This is a genomic window from Nocardia yamanashiensis, from assembly GCF_021183565.1.
In the GTDB taxonomy this organism is placed as follows: domain Bacteria; phylum Actinomycetota; class Actinomycetes; order Mycobacteriales; family Mycobacteriaceae; genus Nocardia; species Nocardia yamanashiensis.
Genome location: NZ_CP089226.1, coordinates 4108208 through 4123322 on the forward strand (window position 1 = coordinate 4108208; position 15115 = coordinate 4123322).

Below are 15115 nucleotides of genomic sequence, written 5' to 3' on the forward strand. Positions count from 1 at the left end.
GGCAATCGCCGACTCTTCGAACTATACGGTCGGCCGTATGTATTGTCGATCGCCTTCGGTGGATTCGCGAACCCCGCTGTCCGCCGGTCGTCGTCGCGTCGCGAACAGCAGGGCGACAGCGCTCAATGCCAGCGACAACCAGGCGAACCAGTCACCGAACCGGGCGTACGGGGTGCGCTCGCCGGACAGCGGCACCGTCGCCACCACCGACCGCGTGACCGTGATGTCCGTACGCGCAGAAGCGAGGATCTCGCCGCCGGCATCGCTCAGCACCAGTTCCCCGAGTTGCGGCGCTCGCGCCACCGCGACCCCGGATTCGATGCCGCGCACGACCGCCATCCGGCTGTGCAGCCACGCGTCGTCGGTGAAGTCGAGTGCCGGCACCAGCAGCAGAGTCGCTCCGCGGCGCGCGTTCTCGCAGTCACTCCCGGCGCTGCGAGCGCGGCGATCACCGAGGATCCCAGCAGCACCGCGAAGCTGATCCCCCATACCCCGGTCAGCGCGGCCATCCGCACCACCGGCAGCACGCCGGCCTGGGTGTAGGCCACACTCCACCACGCCCCGAACGGGCCCATCATCGCCAGCAGGTATTCGAAGCTCACCCACACCGCCGGAACCGCCACTGCCGCAAGCCCGGTCCGCCCGCGCACTAGCAATGCCCGCCCCACGAGCACGGCCGCACCGAACACCGCCGCCGAACCGGCCAGCAGCAGCACGGTCACCGCCTGCGGCTGCTCCAGCGTGTCGACGAAATACGGCCACCATCGCAATTCCCCGATCAGCAGCGCCGAGAATGCCGCGACGAACGCCCAGCACGCATCGGTCCTGGGCGCGAGCAGCAACACCGGCAATGCCGCCAGCACAGCGACACCCGGCACCGGATGCAAGCCCCACCCCACCCACCACAGCCCCGCAGAAGCCAGTACGGCGATGACCCCCACCGCGAAACGCTGCATCGGAAAGCACCCTTCGAATCGGCATCACTCCGACCCGATGCTCACTCCGCAAAGCTCAACGTCGCATCACCGAGAAGTACTGTCCCCGAATCACTCTCCCGAGTGAGACGACCAACTCCCTACACCTCGGTGGGTCCGACCTGTCCCATCACGCCTTGCGCAAGGTCCCGGTTATCTCCCCATTCACCTGCGCTCGATACTCCATCGCGCCGTCCGCCGTCAGGACAACGGTCGAGGTACCCCCATCCGCTCCGCATCGGGCTCCGCCGACATTCCTTGCCGCGAAGGTCAATTCGTGCTCCTCGGCCACCACGAGCCGTTCGATCCGCTCGCAGCGCAGCCCGGCGCTTTCCGTCCCGAATGTCGTGCTCGCGACTTCCTCACCGTTCTTCCCCGACTTGACGACCAGCACGATCTCGTACCTGTCCGCCGAGTTCCCGGCCACGCCTTTCCATTCCCCCAGAAAGGCTTTCGGCACCGCCCAGGTTCCCGCCATCGGCGTCGTGTCCTGCGGCCGCGCGACGCTGGAACCGCCGGCGCCTTCGGATGTCCCGTCCCGACCCCACAGCACCGCGAGCACACCCGCGACCGCCACCGTAACGACCGCGAGCACCGCCCATCCGGCCTGCTTACGCCCCGATCGTGATGAACTCACTGCGTCCTCGCGCGTCCAAGCGACCGTCTCCCCAGCTGGCGCTCTCGTAGGCGTCGACCTCGACGGCGTACTCCCCCGCACGGAGTCCATCGGGTACCACCATCGACGCCGACGAACGGCCGTCGATGATCCCGAGATACACCCGCTCCGCTTCATCTCCCAACGGCACCAGGAAGATTCGCGCGCATTCGAACTTCTTCCGCACGCCCGAAGCCGTGGCCGCCGCCCATCGCACCCCGACTTCCCCGCGCCCGCCCGCCGCGAACTCGACGCTGACCGCCAGCGCCGCCACCCCCTCCACTCCGGCGTCGTGCCTCACAACATCCTCCTCGGTTCCGCTCTGCAACCAGGCTGGCACGGTCCACCGCCCGAAGCAACGCACCGTCAGCGGCCCTGACGGCGGGTGGCAGGGTCAGGTTTCGGCGTGCTCGCAGCGGCCCGCGCCGATCACGATGTTCCACTCCCAGGACCACTTCCAGGACCACGACCAAGGCCACTTGAACGACCAGAAGTCATTGCCCGCGGGAGAATCCGGATCGTTCTCGCGGCGACCGGCGCCGACAACTGCCGCGCCGAGGATGGCACCGGCCAATGCGGCCACGAGCGGGACGAGGAGGCCGCGGCCGGGCCTCGGCATCGAATTGTGCTGCGCCGACATGATTCCCCCCGCACGTACGTTCCCCCGCCATCATCCCACTTCGTCAGTAGCGGCGTCCCCACTTGGCGCGCGACCGCCATTGGCCCCCTTTGGGGATACGGGAGCTGAAACCGGCCAGATGCAGGGCCAGGCCGAGCAATCCGGCGATGACGAGCGGCTCGACGGCGGTGGTGGTGCGGTCGACGAGTTCGAGGAGGAGGGCGAGTGCGAACAAAACCGCGGCGACGATGGCGAACATATTCGGGTGATACCCACGTTCCGGCGCGATATGGGGTGGAAGGCGATTGCGGAAGCCCCCGAAAATAGGGGATATCCGGAGGGGCGGCGGCTTCGAATGTCGGGGCGTAGGCATCGATGTACCGGAATGAGGTTCCCTATGGGCATACATCCGCCCGCCCGCTCACCCCGTCAACGCACCGCGGCCCTGCTGCTCGGCGGTGCCCTGTCGTTCTCCCTGCTCGCGGCCACTCCGGCCGTGGCGGAAAGCATTACCGCCGAGTCCGCGCTGCCGGCGGATTCCGAAGGCGTGACACCCGAATCCCCCACCGCCGCCACGGAGAACGTGATCCGCATCGGCAATCTGCAAACCGCCCGGCCGGATTGGATCACGTCGGAGCAGGCCCAGCAGCTCAATGCCGCGGCCACCGATGCGCGATCCGTGCTGGCGCACACGCTCGAGGCCACCGGGCTGTCGCCCGAACGGGCCGATCTCATCGCCGCCGCCATCCTGACCGACGCGACCGTCGGGGCCGCCATCGGCGCTGCGGCGGCCGCTCCCATCGCGGTCACCGGTGCGCTCGTGGGCGCGGTGTCCGGTGTGGTGGCCGGGATACCGTTCGCCCCGGTCGGTCTGGTGGTCGTCCCGGCGGCCGGCGCCGCACTCGGATACGCCATGGTCGCAGCACCTTTCGCCGCGATAGGCGCGGCGGTCGGCGCCGCTGCGGGCGCGGCCGAGGGCTATCTCGCCGCACCCGTCACCGGCTGAACCAGTCCTACACCGCGGTGAGAATCAGCACCGGAAAATCCCAGGACACCTTGGCCTGCAGATCCTTCAGGAACCCCCACCGCTGGATCTGACCGTCCCAGATCCGGTTTCGCTCCTCGCCGGTGGCCTCCGTCGCGCGCACCGACCACGAATCGCTCCCGACCTCCACTTCGGCCCGCGGGTCGGCCATCAGGTCGTGGTACCAGTTCGGTCCCCGCTCGCGGCCGTCGTCACCGGCGAACACGATCAAACGCTCACCGTCGCGCGCATACCCGAGCGGCACCGTCCGCGCTCCGGTGGTCAGCAGCAACACATCGATATTCGCGAACGGCCCGCCGAGCTTCCCGCCATTGCCACGGAACTCCGCGATGATCTCGCGATTCACCCGCTGCGTCTCCTCGTACGACATCCGCCGATGCTATGTGCCCGTCCGCCGCGAACCCACACGAGCACCGATGAATTCGCTCCGCGGCCGCCGTCTACCCCTACAGCCCCCACTCTGTGGACGCCGACAGGAGGACCTCATGAGCACCCCAGCACTCCCGCCCGTCGTGGACGCCGCCACCTGGCAGCACGAACTCGACCAGCTCCGTATCCGCGAGAAAGCCGCCACCCGCGAACTCGACGCCATCGCCGCCCAGCGTCGCCGCCTCCCCATGGTCGAACTGCCCGACTACACCCTGGAAGGCGAAGACGGCCCCATCCGCCTGGCCGATATCTTCGAAGGCAAATCCCAGCTCATCGTCTACAACCACATGTGGTTCCCCGGCGAGCAATGGCAATGCGGCGGCTGCACCGGTTTCACCTCCCAGTACACCCGCCTCGAATTCCTCGACAACTACGACGCCCGCTTCGTCATAGTCACCCAGGGCCCCATCGACGAAGCCCTCGCCTACAAACGCCGCGTAGGCAACAAGATGACCTGGTACTCCACCGCCAACAGCCCCTTCGGCGCCGACGTAGGCGCCCCACCCGACGCCGGCTTCGCCGTCAACGTCTTCCTCCGCCACAACGACACCGTCTACCGCACCTGGCACACCAACGGCCGCGGCACCGAACAACTCAGCCACTCCTTCCCCCTCATCGACCTCCTCCCCTACGGCCGCCAGGAAGAATGGCAAGACTCCCCCACCGGCTGGCCCCAATCCCCCACCTACAGCCGCTGGTCCACCTCCAAAGACATAGCCGCCGCCTACGGCGACCCGAACGCCTGAACCCACAGCGCACCGGGTCCCGTCGCCGGTAGGGCCCCGACACTGCCCGTAAGCCCCGGCGGCTCAGAGCAAGTCGTCGGGCAGCACGCGAAACGCCTTGTGTTCGGTCAGTGGCGTGAGCGCCCGGAAATCCCGGCGATCGAGGGTGAGCACGGCGTCGGTTTCGTATTCGGCAGCGAGAGCGACGAGGACTGCGTCCGCAAGATCCAGATGCAGGTCCGGATACAGGCGACGAACGGCATTCGCCTGGTCCAGTATGTCCGACGTGATCGAGGCGATCTCGAAATGCGGTGTGCGCGCCTGCATTGCGAGGTCCTCGATCATCTCGATCGCAATGCGCCGGCCGAGCACCCGCCGCGCCACGTGATCGATCTCGGCCAGCGCGAGCGGCGAGAGCACCACCAGCCCCGCCTCCTCGAGCACGCGGAAGGCTCCGTCGCTTTCCGGCGAGGAAGTATCGAACGCAGCGATCAATCCCGAGGTGTCGGCGACAACGATCCCGACCCCCTCGACGCCAGGCATCATGGTCGCTCCGAATCGCCGCCGAAGTCGTCGGCCAGGTAGTCATCGACCCGCTCGGCGAGCGTCGGATCACCGCTGGCAAATCGCCTCAGCCGCAACGGCTCCGATCGACGGCGCACCCGCATCGCCGCCAAATGGATGGCATTGCGGATGATCTCGGCCTCACTGACATTGCTCCGCGCGGCCGCATCCTTGATTACCGCTAGATCATCGGCGTCGGCGTAGACCATGGTGCGCTTCAGTGACATATGAGTATTGTGGCATATATGCGCCTTGCTGGCAGCACGATCACCGCCGCCACGCAGGCATATTGATTTGTGTTGCCCGCGGGAAGCGGGTTGGCTGGGTGGGTGGGTCACATTGACGTCAGTGAGGTCGAGTACTTCCTGCCCGATGGGCGGCAGCTGCTGGGTGGGGTGGGGTTTCGGATCGGGGCGGGGGTCAAGGCGGCGTTGATCGGGCCCAATGGGACCGGGAAGACGACGCTTTTGAAGATCATTGCGGGGGATGCGGTCGCGGATGAGGGGGCGGTCACACGGTCGGGGTCGCTGGGGGTGATGCGGCAGTTCATCGGGCAGGTGCGGGATGAGTCGACGGTGCGGGATCTGTTGTTGGAGGTGTCGCCGGCGAATATCAAGGGGGCGGCGCGGGCGTTGGATGACGCCGAGAACGCGTTGATCGAGGATGATTCGGAGCCGGCGCAGTTGAAGTACGCGCATGCGCTGTCGGATTGGGCGGATGTCGGCGGGTACGAGTTCGAGGCGTTCTGGGACAAGGTGACCATGGCGGCGCTGGGGGTGCCGTTCGATCGGGCCAAGTGGCGGGCGGCGAGTGCGCTGAGCGGGGGCGAGCAGAAGCGGATCGTGCTGGAGGCGCTGTTCGCGGGGCCCGACGAGGTGCTGTTGCTGGACGAGCCGGACAACTATCTGGATGTTCCGGGCAAGCAGTGGCTGGAGCGGACCATCGCGGAGTCGAGCAAGTCGGTGCTGTTCGTGAGCCACGACCGGGAGTTGATCGCGAACGCGGCGACCCGGATCGTGACCCTGGAACCGGGCGTCAACGGCGCGACCGCGTGGGTGCACGGCGGCGGGCTGGCGAGCTATCAACAGGCGCGGGAAGATCGCAACGCGCGCCTGGACGAACTGCGCCGGCGCTGGGACGAGGATCGCGCCAAACTCCGCGCCCTGGTGCTGCGCTTGCGCGAGAAAGCCAAGTTCAACGATGGCGTCGCCGCCCGGTACCACGCCGCCCAGACCCGCCTGGCCAAGTTCGAGGAAGCGGGCCCGCCCGAGGCGATCCCGTTGCGGCAGAACGTCACCGTGCGCCTGCACGGCGGCCGCACCGGCAAACGCGCACTGGTCTGCACCCAGCTCGGTCTCACGGGCCTGATGAAACCCTTCGACACCGAGATCTGGTACGGCGATCGCGTCGCGGTGCTCGGCTCCAACGGCTCCGGCAAATCCCACTTCCTGCGGCTGCTCGCGGCCGGCGGAACCGATCCGGGCACCGAACACCTGCCGATCCAGAGCCTGAACCTGGCTCCCGTCCCGCACACCGGCACCGCGGCACTGGGCGCCCGGGTCCGCCCCGGCTATTTCGCCCAAACCCATTCCCGCCCCGACCTTTCCGGCCGCACCCTGCTCGAGATCATGCACATGGGCGACGAGCACCGCGACGGTATGGGCCGCGAAGCCGCCACCCGGGTCCTGGACCGCTACGAGCTCGCCCGCGCCGCCGAACAACGCTACGACGACCTGTCCGGCGGCCAGCAGGCGCGCATGCAGATCCTGCTGCTCGAATTGTCCGGCGCGACAATGCTGCTCCTGGACGAGCCCACCGACAACCTGGACCTGCACTCCGCCGAAGCCCTCGAACACGGCATCGCGGGCTTCGCCGGCACGGTCGTCACCGTCACCCACGACCGCTGGTTCGCCCGCGGCTTCGACCGCTTCCTCGTCTTCGGCTCCGACGGCGCCGTCTACGAAAGCGATACGCCGGTCTGGGACGAGCAGCGCGTGCAGCGCGCCCGCTGAGCCCGAACTTTTCACCCACCGGCCACCCGCAGGTAGGCCCACGCCCGCACCATCGAAGGCATGGGCACCGGAGCAACCGCGGCGGCGGCATTGCTCGCCGCCGCGCTACTCACGGCCGCACCCGCCACCGCCGACGGCCCCGGTCGCGATTTCGACCTGCAAGCACACCGGGGCGGCGCCGCGCTGATGGTCGAGAACACCCTCCCGGCCTTCACGAATGCCCTCGAACTCGGCGTCACCACCCTCGAACTGGACGTCCAGCTCACCTCGGACGGGTACGCGGTAGTCACCCACGACCGAGATCCCAGTCCCGACAAGTGCATCGACACCGCCCCCGCGACGCCCAACGATCCCGACTTCCCCTACCTTCCGGGCACCAAATACATCCGCAACCTGACCCTCGCCCAGGTCCGCACCATCGACTGTGGCTCGAAGTCCCTGGCAGCCTTCCCTGCTCAGCGCACCGCCCCGGGATCCCGAATGCCGCTGCTGTCAGAGGTTTTCGACCTGGTGCGCGCACGCCGCGCCGACGATGTGATGCTCAATGTCGAGACCAAAGTGGAAGCCGCCGCCCCCGAACAGACCGCGTCTCGCGAGCAGTTCGTGAATGTCGTTGCCGACGAAGTCCGGAAAGCGGGAATGACCCGTCAGGTCACCATTCAAAGTTTCGACTGGGCCGCACTCATGCTGATGCGCCGCGTCGCACCGGAACTCCCGCTGGTCGCCCTCACCAGCGGACAGCAGTTTCTCAAGGCAAACGAACCAGGCGCCTCCCCCTGGCTGGGCGGCATAGACATAGACGATTTCCCAGGCTCGCTACAGGAGAAATACGTATCCGCCGCAGCATCTTTCGGCGCCGACGCAGTATCCCCGGTGCATGGCGATCCACAGGACGGCTCCATAGCGGACCCGGGGTATCAGCCGTTCACCACAAAGGAACTCGTCGATGCCGCCCACCGGCACGGAATGCGCGTAGTGCCCTGGACGGTCGATGATCACCCCACCATGACCGCCCTCATCGATCTGGGCGTCGACGGCCTCATCACCAACCGCCCGGACCTGCTGCGGACCATCCTGTCCGAGTACGGCTTCCGGCTACCGCCCTGCCACTGAGCCCGGATCACAACACCACTCGCAGGGCTGCAACTCCACGGGATCGACTGCGTGCCAACTGATCTGGACGATCTCGTGCACGTTCTTCCCCTGCCGGTAGGACTGCCGCTGTCCCTCGAGCAGCCATTTGCACCGCTGATCGTTGTGGTACGCACGTCCACCCCGGGTCCGATAACCGCGAGGCAGCACGCCCGGCGGAAGAGCCTTGCAGTAATCGCACTGGCCGTAGGACAGCTCGTGTCGGCACAGCTCGGCATCCTCCGAGTACGTCCTGGGTTGCGCAACAGCGCTGGGAGCATCGCTGCCGCCGTCGCCGGTTTCGCGTGACGGCTCCTCGCGAACACCGAAGAGATCCGAAGGGTGGTACGGAAGTTCGGTCCTCGGCGACACCGGAGCCGTAGCCGGCAGCTGCGCGGCCTCCTGTGCGCCTCGGACCGCCAGTCGATCGGCTCGTTCATTGTCGACATGACCGTCGTGGCCGCGAACCCACACCCATTCGATGGTGTGCGGTTGCGCCAGCTCGTCCAGCTTCTCCCACAGATCGATGTTCTTGACCGGCTTCTTGCCTTTGGTCAGCCATCCATTGCCGCGCCAAGTCGGCAGCGAGTCTCGCGCCCCCATCACCACGTACTGACTGTCGGACCAGATACGTACCGAAGCCGGCCGTTTCAACGCCTCCAGCGCTCGAATCACCGCCGTCAGTTCCATCCGATTGTTCGTAGTGCCGGGTTCGCTGCCGAAGATCTCCTTTTCGGCCTCGCCATACCGCAGCACCGCGCCCCAGCCGCCGGGCCCCGGATTCCCCGAACATGCCCCATCCGTGAAGATTTCGACGATCCGCTCCCCACCCGTCATGCTCCAACGGTAGGCGTCCGGACTCGACGGCGATGCCCAAATCGAACGCCGCACCCAATTCCAACCCCGGCGCTCCGCCGCTCACGCCCTGTCGGCGAACCGAGCGTAGGCCTCCGAGATGCTGTGCGGCGCGACCTTTCCACGGTCAGGATTGCGATCACCACTCCCCGCGCAACCCGGTCGGTGAGGACCATCTTTCGATCCTAGGACCGATAGGGTGGACCGATGGCCGATGAAAATGAAGTCCCCGCTGAGAATCTCGCGGGCGAAGGTACGGAGTCGCCGGAGGAGGCGACCAGACGGAAGTTCCGGGAAGCACTCGAGCGGAAGAACGGCCACGCGTCGGCAGGCGGTTCGTATCACAATGGCGGGAAGGTCCGCGGCGCGCACACTCAGGCGGGTGGCAAGCGCACCTTCCGTCGCCGGGCCGGCGGGTAAGCGCTAGCGCGAACGACGAAGGCCCGGTCCTGGTGGACCGGGCCTTCTCAGTGGAGCTGCCGGGAATCGAACCCGGGTCCTCCGCCGCATTTTCAGGGCTTCTCCGTGTGCAGTTCGCTATGCCTCTGCTCGGATCTCTCGGTCACGCGAACAAGCCGAGATGACGATCCCAGCCGCTGTTAGATGTCCTGTCCGCCGCCGCGGCCGCGACGGACAGTAAAGCCCTCTAGCTGATGCCAGGGACCGGGTCGAGGGCGAACCCGGGCTGACAGACACGCTTCGTTGCTTAGGCAGCGAGAGCGTAGTCGCGCTGATTGGAATCGGCGCTTATAGGGTTACAGCGACGCTTATACGGTGGTCTCCTGCCTGCACCGACACGCTTCCCCTGAATCAACGTACGCAGTCGAAACCGTTCAGCCCCGAGCTGTTTCACCTGATTCAGATGAACTACCCGGCTCTCACCGGGCCACCCATAGTAACACCGAGCAAACAGCGGATCATCCCATTAACCGCGCATGCCTTTGATGCGGCGGCCGAGCTCGCGGGTGATCTCGCGTTCGGTGGTGCGACGAGCCAGGTCCTGGCGCTTGTCGTGCTCCTGCTTGCCCTTGGCGAGGGCGAGTTCGACCTTGACCTTGCCGTCGGAGAAGTACATGGACAGCGGGACCAGGGTGAGGCTGGACTCCTTGGTCTTGCCGACCAGCTTGTCGATCTCGCGCCGGTGCAGCAGCAGTTTGCGGCTGCGGCGCGGCGTGTGATTGGTCCAGCTGCCGTTGCCGTACTCGGGAATGTGCAGGCCACGCAGCCAGACTTCACCGTCGTCGATGGTGGCGAAGGCGTCGACGAGCGATGCCTTGCCTTCACGCAGGCTCTTGACCTCGGTCCCGACCAGCGCGACTCCCGCCTCGTAGGTGTCCAGGATCGAGTACAGATGCCGCGCCTTGCGGTTGGTCGCGATGGCCTTGCGCCCCTTCTCCTTCATAACGGTCAACATTATCGGTCAGGGCCAGCCATTTATTCCGAGGCCGGGTCAGGCGATGATTTTGAGACCGATCACGCAGGCCACGATGCCGCCGAGCAGCAATATCTTGAGCGCGGAGACCGGCTCGGTCCCGGTGGCCATGGCGTAGGCGACGGTGAGGACCGCGCCGGTGCCGACCCAGACCGCGTAGGCGGTGCCGACCGGCAGGCCGCGCATGGCGTAGGCGAGGCCGGCCATGCTGGCGAGCAGGGCGATACCGAACACGAGCGAGGGGGCGAGGCGGGTGAAACCTTCGGACTTGCCGAGGGCGGTGGCCCATACGGCTTCGAAGACGCCCGAGGCGAGCAGGACGATCCAGTACATGACGAGCCTCCTGAGAGGCCGTCTTGTCGCTGACCGGGTACGGCTCCATCGTCCGGGGTTCCATCGAGGAACCACTTCCACCATTGTAAACGCCCGGCAAGCCGGGCAAATTCCCCGGTGGTGAGTTCGGTCTCCACTCGCGAGAAGTGTTGCGGGAGAACGAGAAAGGCCCCCAACCGAAGTTGGGGGCCTTTCTTGGTAGTCCCGACGGGATTTGAACCCGCGCTACCGCCTTGAGAGGGCGGCGTCCTAGGCCGCTAGACGACGGGACCAGGAGCTTTACTGCGATCCGTGGACCGCGGCAGCTCCGAAAGCTTATCGCGCGAGCGCCCAGCCACCAAATCCGCTGGCTAACGGCCATCCCGAGGTCGATTGCGCACAGCCGCGCAGCCGCTCACGCACCACCCGGCAGTCCACTTACGCGAGTCCGCGTCCGGTTGCGCACAGTCCGGCGGCAGCTCGACTTGCCCGTAGCCGGGCGGCAGCTCGTCTTACGCATAGTCCGGCGGCAGCTCGTCGAAGTCGGGCGGCACTTCATCCGGCCACGGGATGTCATCGGCGGAGAAGCTGGGCGCGGCGGTCGGGGTGGGTCGCGCGGCAGCGGGTGCGGCGGCCGGGCGTGAAGTGGCGGATGCGGCGGCGGGGCGCGGGGCGGGCGCGGCGTCTCCGAAACGCGAAGACTGCCGGGGCGCTGCGGTTTTCACCGCGGCCGGAGCCGGGGCAGCGGGCGGGGCGCCAGCGGAACCCGCACCGCCGCCCGCTTCGGCGATGACCTCGAGCACACCCTCGCCGTACTTGGCGCGCTTGTTCTCGCCGATGCCGGAGATGGTGCCGAGGTCGGCGAGCGAGCCCGGTTTGCGGGCGGCGATTTCGCGCAGGGTGGCGTCGTGGAAGACGACGTAGGCGGGAACGCCCTGTTCCTTGGCGGTGGCCGCACGCCAGGCGCGCAGCTTCTCGAACAGGTCGGAGTCGCCGGGCGCGAGGTCGGCGGCGGGCCGGGAAGCCTTGGCGGACTTGGCGGTCCGGGTGGTCTTGGCGCGTTCGGGTTCGCGGCGGAGCTTGACCTGCCGGCCGTCGAACAGCACCTCGTTGCTGGATTCGGTGAGCGTCAGCACACCGTAATCGCCGTGCACGGCCAGCAGCCCCTGGGCGAGCAACTGCCGCACCACGCCCCGCCATTCGATATCGCGCAGTTCGGTGCCGATGCCGAAGACCTTGAGCTCGTGATGGGCGTGCTGCTCCACCTTGGGGTTTCGCTTGCCGATGAGAATGTCGACGATGTGCCCCGCGCCGAAGCTCTGCCCGCGTTCGCGCTTCAACCGCAGGATGGTGGAGAGCACCTTCTGCGCGGGCACGGTGCCGTCCCAGGCCTCGGGAGCATTGAGACAGGTATCACAGTTCCCGCACGCCTTGCCCTCCTGACCGAAGTAGGCCAGCAGCTGGGTGCGCCGGCATTCCACGGTTTCGCAGAGCGCGAGCATGGCGTCCAGGTGCAGCTGCAGCTGCCGCCGGTGCATGGCGTCGCCCTCGGACATGTCGATCATCTTGCGTTGCTGCACAACGTCGCTGAGGCCGTAGACCATCCAGGCGGTGGAGGGCTGACCGTCACGGCCCGCGCGACCGGTCTCCTGGTAGTAGCCCTCGACGGACTTGGGCAGATCCAGATGTGCGACGAAGCGCACATCCGGTTTGTCGATGCCCATGCCGAAGGCGATGGTGGCGACCACCACCAGTCCGTCCTCCCGCAGGAACCGCGCCTGGTTCGTCGCGCGCACCCGATTGTCGAGCCCGGCGTGATACGGCACGGCCGCCACGCCATTGGCGGACAGGAACGCCGCGGTCTTCTCGACCGAATTGCGCGAGAGGCAGTAGACGATGCCCGCCTCCCCCGCGTGCTCGTTCTGGATGAACGACAGCAGTTGCTGTTCGGGCCGGTTCTTTCCCTCGATCCGGTACTGGATGTTCGGCCGATCGAAGCTGGCCACGAAATGCTTGGCCGACACCAGGTCGAGCCGTTCCGCGATCTCCTTGCGGGTGGCCGCCGTGGCGGTCGCGGTGAGCGCGATGCGCGGCACGTCCGGCCAGCGCTGATGCAGCATGGACAGCGCCAGATAGTCCGGCCGGAAGTCGTGGCCCCACTGCGATACACAGTGCGCCTCGTCGATGGCGAACAGCGAGATCTTGCCCTTGTCCAGCAGCGCCGCCGTGGACTCCAGTCGCAGTCGCTCGGGCGCGAGGTAGAGCAGGTCCAGCTCCCCCGCCACGAATTGCGCCTCCACCGTGCGCCGTTCGTCGGGGAACTGGGTGGAGTTGAGGAATCCGGCCCGCACCCCGACCGCGTTCAGCGCATCGACCTGGTCCTGCATCAACGCGATCAAAGGTGACACGACGACGCCCACGCCGTCGCGCACCAAAGCCGGGATCTGATAGCAGAGCGACTTACCGCCACCGGTCGGCATCAGCACCAGCGCGTCGCCGCCGGAGATCACCTGTTCGACGATCTCCCGCTGCGGCCCGCGAAAACTGTCATAGCCGAACGTCTTACGCAGAACCTGGTGCGCCGCATCACTTTCGGCGGACCCCAGGGTCGCGTTGCGGTTGACGGCCTCGACCTCCGGTGCGCTCACGCCGGCAATCCTACGGACACCGGCAGACACCGATCCAGCCGTTGCCAACTTCGCGCACCGACACGCCGACTCACTCTCGCACGTAGAAGCGCAACGCCAGATAGGCCGTCAACGCCGCGAACCCGATACCCACCGGAGTCACGATCAACGCCACGGTCGCGATGTCGTCCCCGGTGATGCGCGGCAGCACCTGATCGTTGAACAGGCTGCCCAGCGCCCGGTTGATCACCAGCGGCTGCGCCACGAACAACCCGCCCACCGCCAGCACCGCACCGGCCAGCGCGGCCAGCACCGCCTCCAGCAGGAACGGCAGCTGCGTGTACCAGCGGGTCGCGCCGACCAATCGCATGATCGAGACCTCGGTCTTGCGCGCCATGGCGGCCACGTGAACCATATTGGCGATCAACAACAATGCCGCGATGGCCTGCAGAGCCGCCAGCCCGAACGCCGCATTCCGCAGTCCGACAAAGAAACTCACCAGCCGGTCCACGATGTCCATATCGTTGAGCACCGTCATGACGCCCGGCCGCTTGGCGAAGTCGTCGTAGATGGACCGGTACTTGGTGACATCGTCGAGCTTCACCCGGAACGAGGCCGGCAGCCCGTCCTTGCTCACTTCGTCCGCGAGCCCCGGCTGATCCTTGAAGGTGGTCTCCTTGACCTCCTTCACCGCGTCCGCCGAGTTCACGAACTGCACGCTCGCCACATCCGAATGCTTCTTCAGGTCGGCCATGAGCGTCTTGCAGGTATCGGCGGTGCAGTCCGGATCGGTGCGCGAGACCTCGTCGTCCAGGTACAGCCGGATCTCCACCCGCTGTACGTAGTAGTCCTCGATCTTGTCCGCCATGCGCACCGCCAGCAGCCCGCCGCCCAGCATGGTCAGCGAGACCGCCGTGGTCAGGATCATGGCGATGGTCATGGTGATATTGCGGCGCAGGCCGGTGAAGACCTCGCTGAACAGGAATCCGACGCGCATTACCGGCCCACCCCGTACACGCCCATCTCCTCGTCGCGGACCAGGCGGCCGCGATCGAGTTCCACCACGCGCCGGCGCATGGCGTCGACGATGGTGTTGTCGTGGGTGGCCATCACCACCGTGGTGCCGGTCCGATTGATGCGTTCCAGCAGCGTCATGATGTCCTGACTGGTCTCCGGATCGAGGTTGCCGGTCGGTTCGTCGGCCAGCAGCACCAGCGGCCGGTTCACGAAGGCCCGGGCCAACGCGACGCGTTGCTGCTCACCGCCCGACAACTCGCTGGGCAGCCGGTCGGCCTTGCCCGAGAGCCCGACCATGTCGAGCGCCTCGGGCACGGCGCGATTGATGAAGGTCCGCGACTTACCGATCACTTCCAGCGCGAACGCCACATTCTGTTCCACCGACTTCTGCTGCAGCAGCCGGAAGTCCTGGAACACGCAGCCGATGCGCTGACGCAGTTTCGGGACTTTGCGGCCCGGTAGCTTGTCGACTCGAAAATCGGCCACCCAGACTTCTCCGGTGGTCGGCTTCTCGTCTTTGAGCAGCAGACGCATGAAGGTCGACTTGCCGGAGCCGGACGGTCCGATCACGAAAACGAACTCGCCTTTTCCGATGTCGACGGAGACATTGTCCAGCGCGGGCCGCGTCGAGGTCGGGTACGCCTTACTGACACTCCGCAGGCTAATCACGAGGTCCGAGTGTACCGAGACCTGACCGTTACCCGGCCGCGCCGCGCAG

General features: G+C 66.8%; 20 protein-coding genes, 1 tRNA gene, 1 other RNA gene and 1 riboswitch. Of the genes, 5 read left to right on the forward strand and 17 right to left on the reverse strand.

What is annotated here, in order from left to right; all coding sequences use genetic code 11:
- Window positions 1-21: 21 nt before the first annotated feature.
- The 6 genes from LTV02_RS19510 to LTV02_RS19535 all read right to left on the reverse strand — a co-directional run bounded on the left by LTV02_RS19510 (window position 22) and on the right by LTV02_RS19535 (window position 2507).
- On the reverse strand, window positions 22-330 hold the full coding sequence (locus LTV02_RS19510) for a hypothetical protein (protein WP_233041322.1): 309 nt from the start codon (window positions 328-330) through the stop codon (window positions 22-24).
- Window positions 267-956 (reverse strand): hypothetical protein, encoded by a 690-nt coding sequence (locus LTV02_RS19515; RefSeq protein WP_233041323.1) that lies wholly within the window; start codon window positions 954-956, stop codon window positions 267-269. Before LTV02_RS19515 ends, LTV02_RS19510 begins: the two co-directional genes overlap by 64 nt.
- Window positions 957-1104: 148 nt before the next feature.
- The gene (locus LTV02_RS19520; protein WP_233041324.1) at window positions 1105-1551 is read right to left on the reverse strand and encodes a hypothetical protein; all 447 of its coding nucleotides are present in this window, start codon (window positions 1549-1551) and stop codon (window positions 1105-1107) included.
- Window positions 1552-1585: 34 nt separating this feature from the next.
- The gene (locus LTV02_RS19525; protein WP_233041325.1) at window positions 1586-1930 is read right to left on the reverse strand and encodes a hypothetical protein; all 345 of its coding nucleotides are present in this window, start codon (window positions 1928-1930) and stop codon (window positions 1586-1588) included.
- 93 nt (window positions 1931-2023) lie between these two features.
- A complete protein-coding gene (locus LTV02_RS19530) occupies window positions 2024-2248 on the reverse strand; it encodes a hypothetical protein (RefSeq protein WP_233041326.1) in 225 nt (74 codons plus the stop codon).
- A 64-nt stretch (window positions 2249-2312) separates the two neighbouring features.
- On the reverse strand, window positions 2313-2507 hold the full coding sequence (locus LTV02_RS19535) for a hypothetical protein (protein ID WP_067715895.1): 195 nt from the start codon (window positions 2505-2507) through the stop codon (window positions 2313-2315).
- Window positions 2508-2645: 138 nt separating this feature from the next.
- On the opposite strand from LTV02_RS19535, the gene LTV02_RS19540 reads away from it, so the two are divergent.
- Window positions 2646-3254: a hypothetical protein gene (locus LTV02_RS19540; RefSeq protein ID WP_233041327.1), complete on the forward strand. Its 609-nt coding sequence runs from the start codon at window positions 2646-2648 to the stop codon at window positions 3252-3254.
- 7 nt (window positions 3255-3261) lie between these two features.
- On the opposite strand, the gene LTV02_RS19545 is transcribed toward LTV02_RS19540, so the two are convergent.
- Window positions 3262-3663: a nitroreductase/quinone reductase family protein gene (locus LTV02_RS19545; protein WP_233041328.1), complete on the reverse strand. Its 402-nt coding sequence runs from the start codon at window positions 3661-3663 to the stop codon at window positions 3262-3264.
- A gap of 115 nt (window positions 3664-3778) precedes the next feature.
- On the opposite strand from LTV02_RS19545, the gene LTV02_RS19550 reads away from it, so the two are divergent.
- The gene (locus LTV02_RS19550) at window positions 3779-4468 is read left to right on the forward strand and encodes a DUF899 domain-containing protein (protein ID WP_233041329.1); all 690 of its coding nucleotides are present in this window, start codon (window positions 3779-3781) and stop codon (window positions 4466-4468) included.
- A gap of 63 nt (window positions 4469-4531) precedes the next feature.
- Here LTV02_RS19550 and LTV02_RS19555 read toward each other — a convergent pair whose 3' ends face one another.
- Window positions 4532-4993, reverse strand: a complete 462-nt coding sequence (locus LTV02_RS19555) for a PIN domain-containing protein (protein WP_233041330.1) — start codon at window positions 4991-4993, stop codon at window positions 4532-4534.
- Window positions 4990-5238 (reverse strand): CopG family transcriptional regulator, encoded by a 249-nt coding sequence (locus LTV02_RS19560; protein ID WP_233041331.1) that lies wholly within the window; start codon window positions 5236-5238, stop codon window positions 4990-4992. Before LTV02_RS19560 ends, LTV02_RS19555 begins: the two co-directional genes overlap by 4 nt.
- 102 nt (window positions 5239-5340) lie before the next feature.
- On the opposite strand from LTV02_RS19560, the gene LTV02_RS19565 reads away from it, so the two are divergent.
- Window positions 5341-7023 (forward strand): ABC-F family ATP-binding cassette domain-containing protein, encoded by a 1683-nt coding sequence (locus tag LTV02_RS19565; RefSeq protein WP_233041332.1) that lies wholly within the window; start codon window positions 5341-5343, stop codon window positions 7021-7023.
- Window positions 7024-7083: 60 nt separating this feature from the next.
- The gene (locus LTV02_RS19570; RefSeq protein WP_233041333.1) at window positions 7084-8136 is read left to right on the forward strand and encodes a glycerophosphodiester phosphodiesterase family protein; all 1053 of its coding nucleotides are present in this window, start codon (window positions 7084-7086) and stop codon (window positions 8134-8136) included.
- On the opposite strand, the gene rnhA is transcribed toward LTV02_RS19570, so the two are convergent.
- The gene (gene rnhA / locus LTV02_RS39680) at window positions 8119-8991 is read right to left on the reverse strand and encodes a ribonuclease HI (RefSeq protein ID WP_408639377.1); all 873 of its coding nucleotides are present in this window, start codon (window positions 8989-8991) and stop codon (window positions 8119-8121) included. The two genes, LTV02_RS19570 and rnhA, sit on opposite strands and share 18 nt — an antisense overlap.
- 225 nt (window positions 8992-9216) lie before the next feature.
- On the opposite strand from rnhA, the gene LTV02_RS19580 reads away from it, so the two are divergent.
- Complete coding sequence (locus LTV02_RS19580; protein ID WP_233041334.1) at window positions 9217-9429, forward strand: DUF5302 domain-containing protein; 213 nt, start codon at window positions 9217-9219, stop codon at window positions 9427-9429.
- Window positions 9430-9477: 48 nt separating this feature from the next.
- Here LTV02_RS19580 and ssrA read toward each other — a convergent pair.
- The 7 genes from ssrA to ftsE form a co-directional block, all read right to left on the reverse strand.
- Window positions 9478-9850, reverse strand: a transfer-messenger RNA (tmRNA) gene (gene ssrA / locus LTV02_RS19585).
- Between the two features lie 84 nt (window positions 9851-9934).
- Entirely contained in the window at window positions 9935-10411 is a 477-nt protein-coding gene (gene smpB, locus LTV02_RS19590) for an SsrA-binding protein SmpB (protein ID WP_067715914.1), read from the reverse strand.
- 48 nt (window positions 10412-10459) lie between these two features.
- On the reverse strand, window positions 10460-10774 hold the full coding sequence (locus LTV02_RS19595; RefSeq protein ID WP_233041335.1) for a DMT family transporter: 315 nt from the start codon (window positions 10772-10774) through the stop codon (window positions 10460-10462).
- 12 nt (window positions 10775-10786) lie between these two features.
- A riboswitch (guanidine-III (ykkC-III) riboswitch) is annotated at window positions 10787-10851 on the reverse strand.
- Window positions 10852-10970: 119 nt separating this feature from the next.
- Window positions 10971-11046, reverse strand: a tRNA-Glu gene (locus LTV02_RS19600).
- A 219-nt stretch (window positions 11047-11265) separates the two neighbouring features.
- On the reverse strand, window positions 11266-13359 hold the full coding sequence (recQ, locus tag LTV02_RS19605; protein ID WP_233041626.1) for a DNA helicase RecQ: 2094 nt from the start codon (window positions 13357-13359) through the stop codon (window positions 11266-11268).
- A 112-nt stretch (window positions 13360-13471) separates the two neighbouring features.
- The gene (gene ftsX, locus LTV02_RS19610) at window positions 13472-14377 is read right to left on the reverse strand and encodes a permease-like cell division protein FtsX (protein ID WP_067715920.1); all 906 of its coding nucleotides are present in this window, start codon (window positions 14375-14377) and stop codon (window positions 13472-13474) included.
- Window positions 14377-15066, reverse strand: a complete 690-nt coding sequence (gene ftsE, locus LTV02_RS19615) for a cell division ATP-binding protein FtsE (protein ID WP_067715922.1) — start codon at window positions 15064-15066, stop codon at window positions 14377-14379. Before ftsE ends, ftsX begins: the two co-directional genes overlap by 1 nt.
- Window positions 15067-15115 lie beyond the last annotated feature (49 nt).

What these genes read in the sequence shown, in the direction of transcription:
- LTV02_RS19545 (WP_233041328.1), bottom strand. Translation starts at nt 3,663, where the DNA reads ATGTCGTACGAGGAGACGCAGCGGGTGAATCGCGAGATCATCGCGGAG.
- LTV02_RS19530 (WP_233041326.1), bottom strand. Translation starts at nt 2,248, where the DNA reads ATGCCGAGGCCCGGCCGCGGCCTCCTCGTCCCGCTCGTGGCCGCATTG.
- smpB (WP_067715914.1), bottom strand. Translation starts at nt 10,411, where the DNA reads ATGAAGGAGAAGGGGCGCAAGGCCATCGCGACCAACCGCAAGGCGCGG.
- ftsX (WP_067715920.1), bottom strand. Translation starts at nt 14,377, where the DNA reads ATGCGCGTCGGATTCCTGTTCAGCGAGGTCTTCACCGGCCTGCGCCGC.
- LTV02_RS19570 (WP_233041333.1), top strand. Translation starts at nt 7,084, where the DNA reads ATGGGCACCGGAGCAACCGCGGCGGCGGCATTGCTCGCCGCCGCGCTA.
- LTV02_RS19560 (WP_233041331.1), bottom strand. Translation starts at nt 5,238, where the DNA reads ATGTCACTGAAGCGCACCATGGTCTACGCCGACGCCGATGATCTAGCG.
- LTV02_RS19540 (WP_233041327.1), top strand. Translation starts at nt 2,646, where the DNA reads ATGGGCATACATCCGCCCGCCCGCTCACCCCGTCAACGCACCGCGGCC.
- LTV02_RS19550 (WP_233041329.1), top strand. Translation starts at nt 3,779, where the DNA reads ATGAGCACCCCAGCACTCCCGCCCGTCGTGGACGCCGCCACCTGGCAG.
- LTV02_RS19515 (WP_233041323.1), bottom strand. Translation starts at nt 956, where the DNA reads ATGCAGCGTTTCGCGGTGGGGGTCATCGCCGTACTGGCTTCTGCGGGG.
- LTV02_RS19595 (WP_233041335.1), bottom strand. Translation starts at nt 10,774, where the DNA reads ATGTACTGGATCGTCCTGCTCGCCTCGGGCGTCTTCGAAGCCGTATGG.
- rnhA (WP_408639377.1), bottom strand. Translation starts at nt 8,991, where the DNA reads ATGACGGGTGGGGAGCGGATCGTCGAAATCTTCACGGATGGGGCATGT.
- LTV02_RS19555 (WP_233041330.1), bottom strand. Translation starts at nt 4,993, where the DNA reads ATGATGCCTGGCGTCGAGGGGGTCGGGATCGTTGTCGCCGACACCTCG.
- LTV02_RS19580 (WP_233041334.1), top strand. Translation starts at nt 9,217, where the DNA reads ATGGCCGATGAAAATGAAGTCCCCGCTGAGAATCTCGCGGGCGAAGGT.
- LTV02_RS19535 (WP_067715895.1), bottom strand. Translation starts at nt 2,507, where the DNA reads ATGTTCGCCATCGTCGCCGCGGTTTTGTTCGCACTCGCCCTCCTCCTC.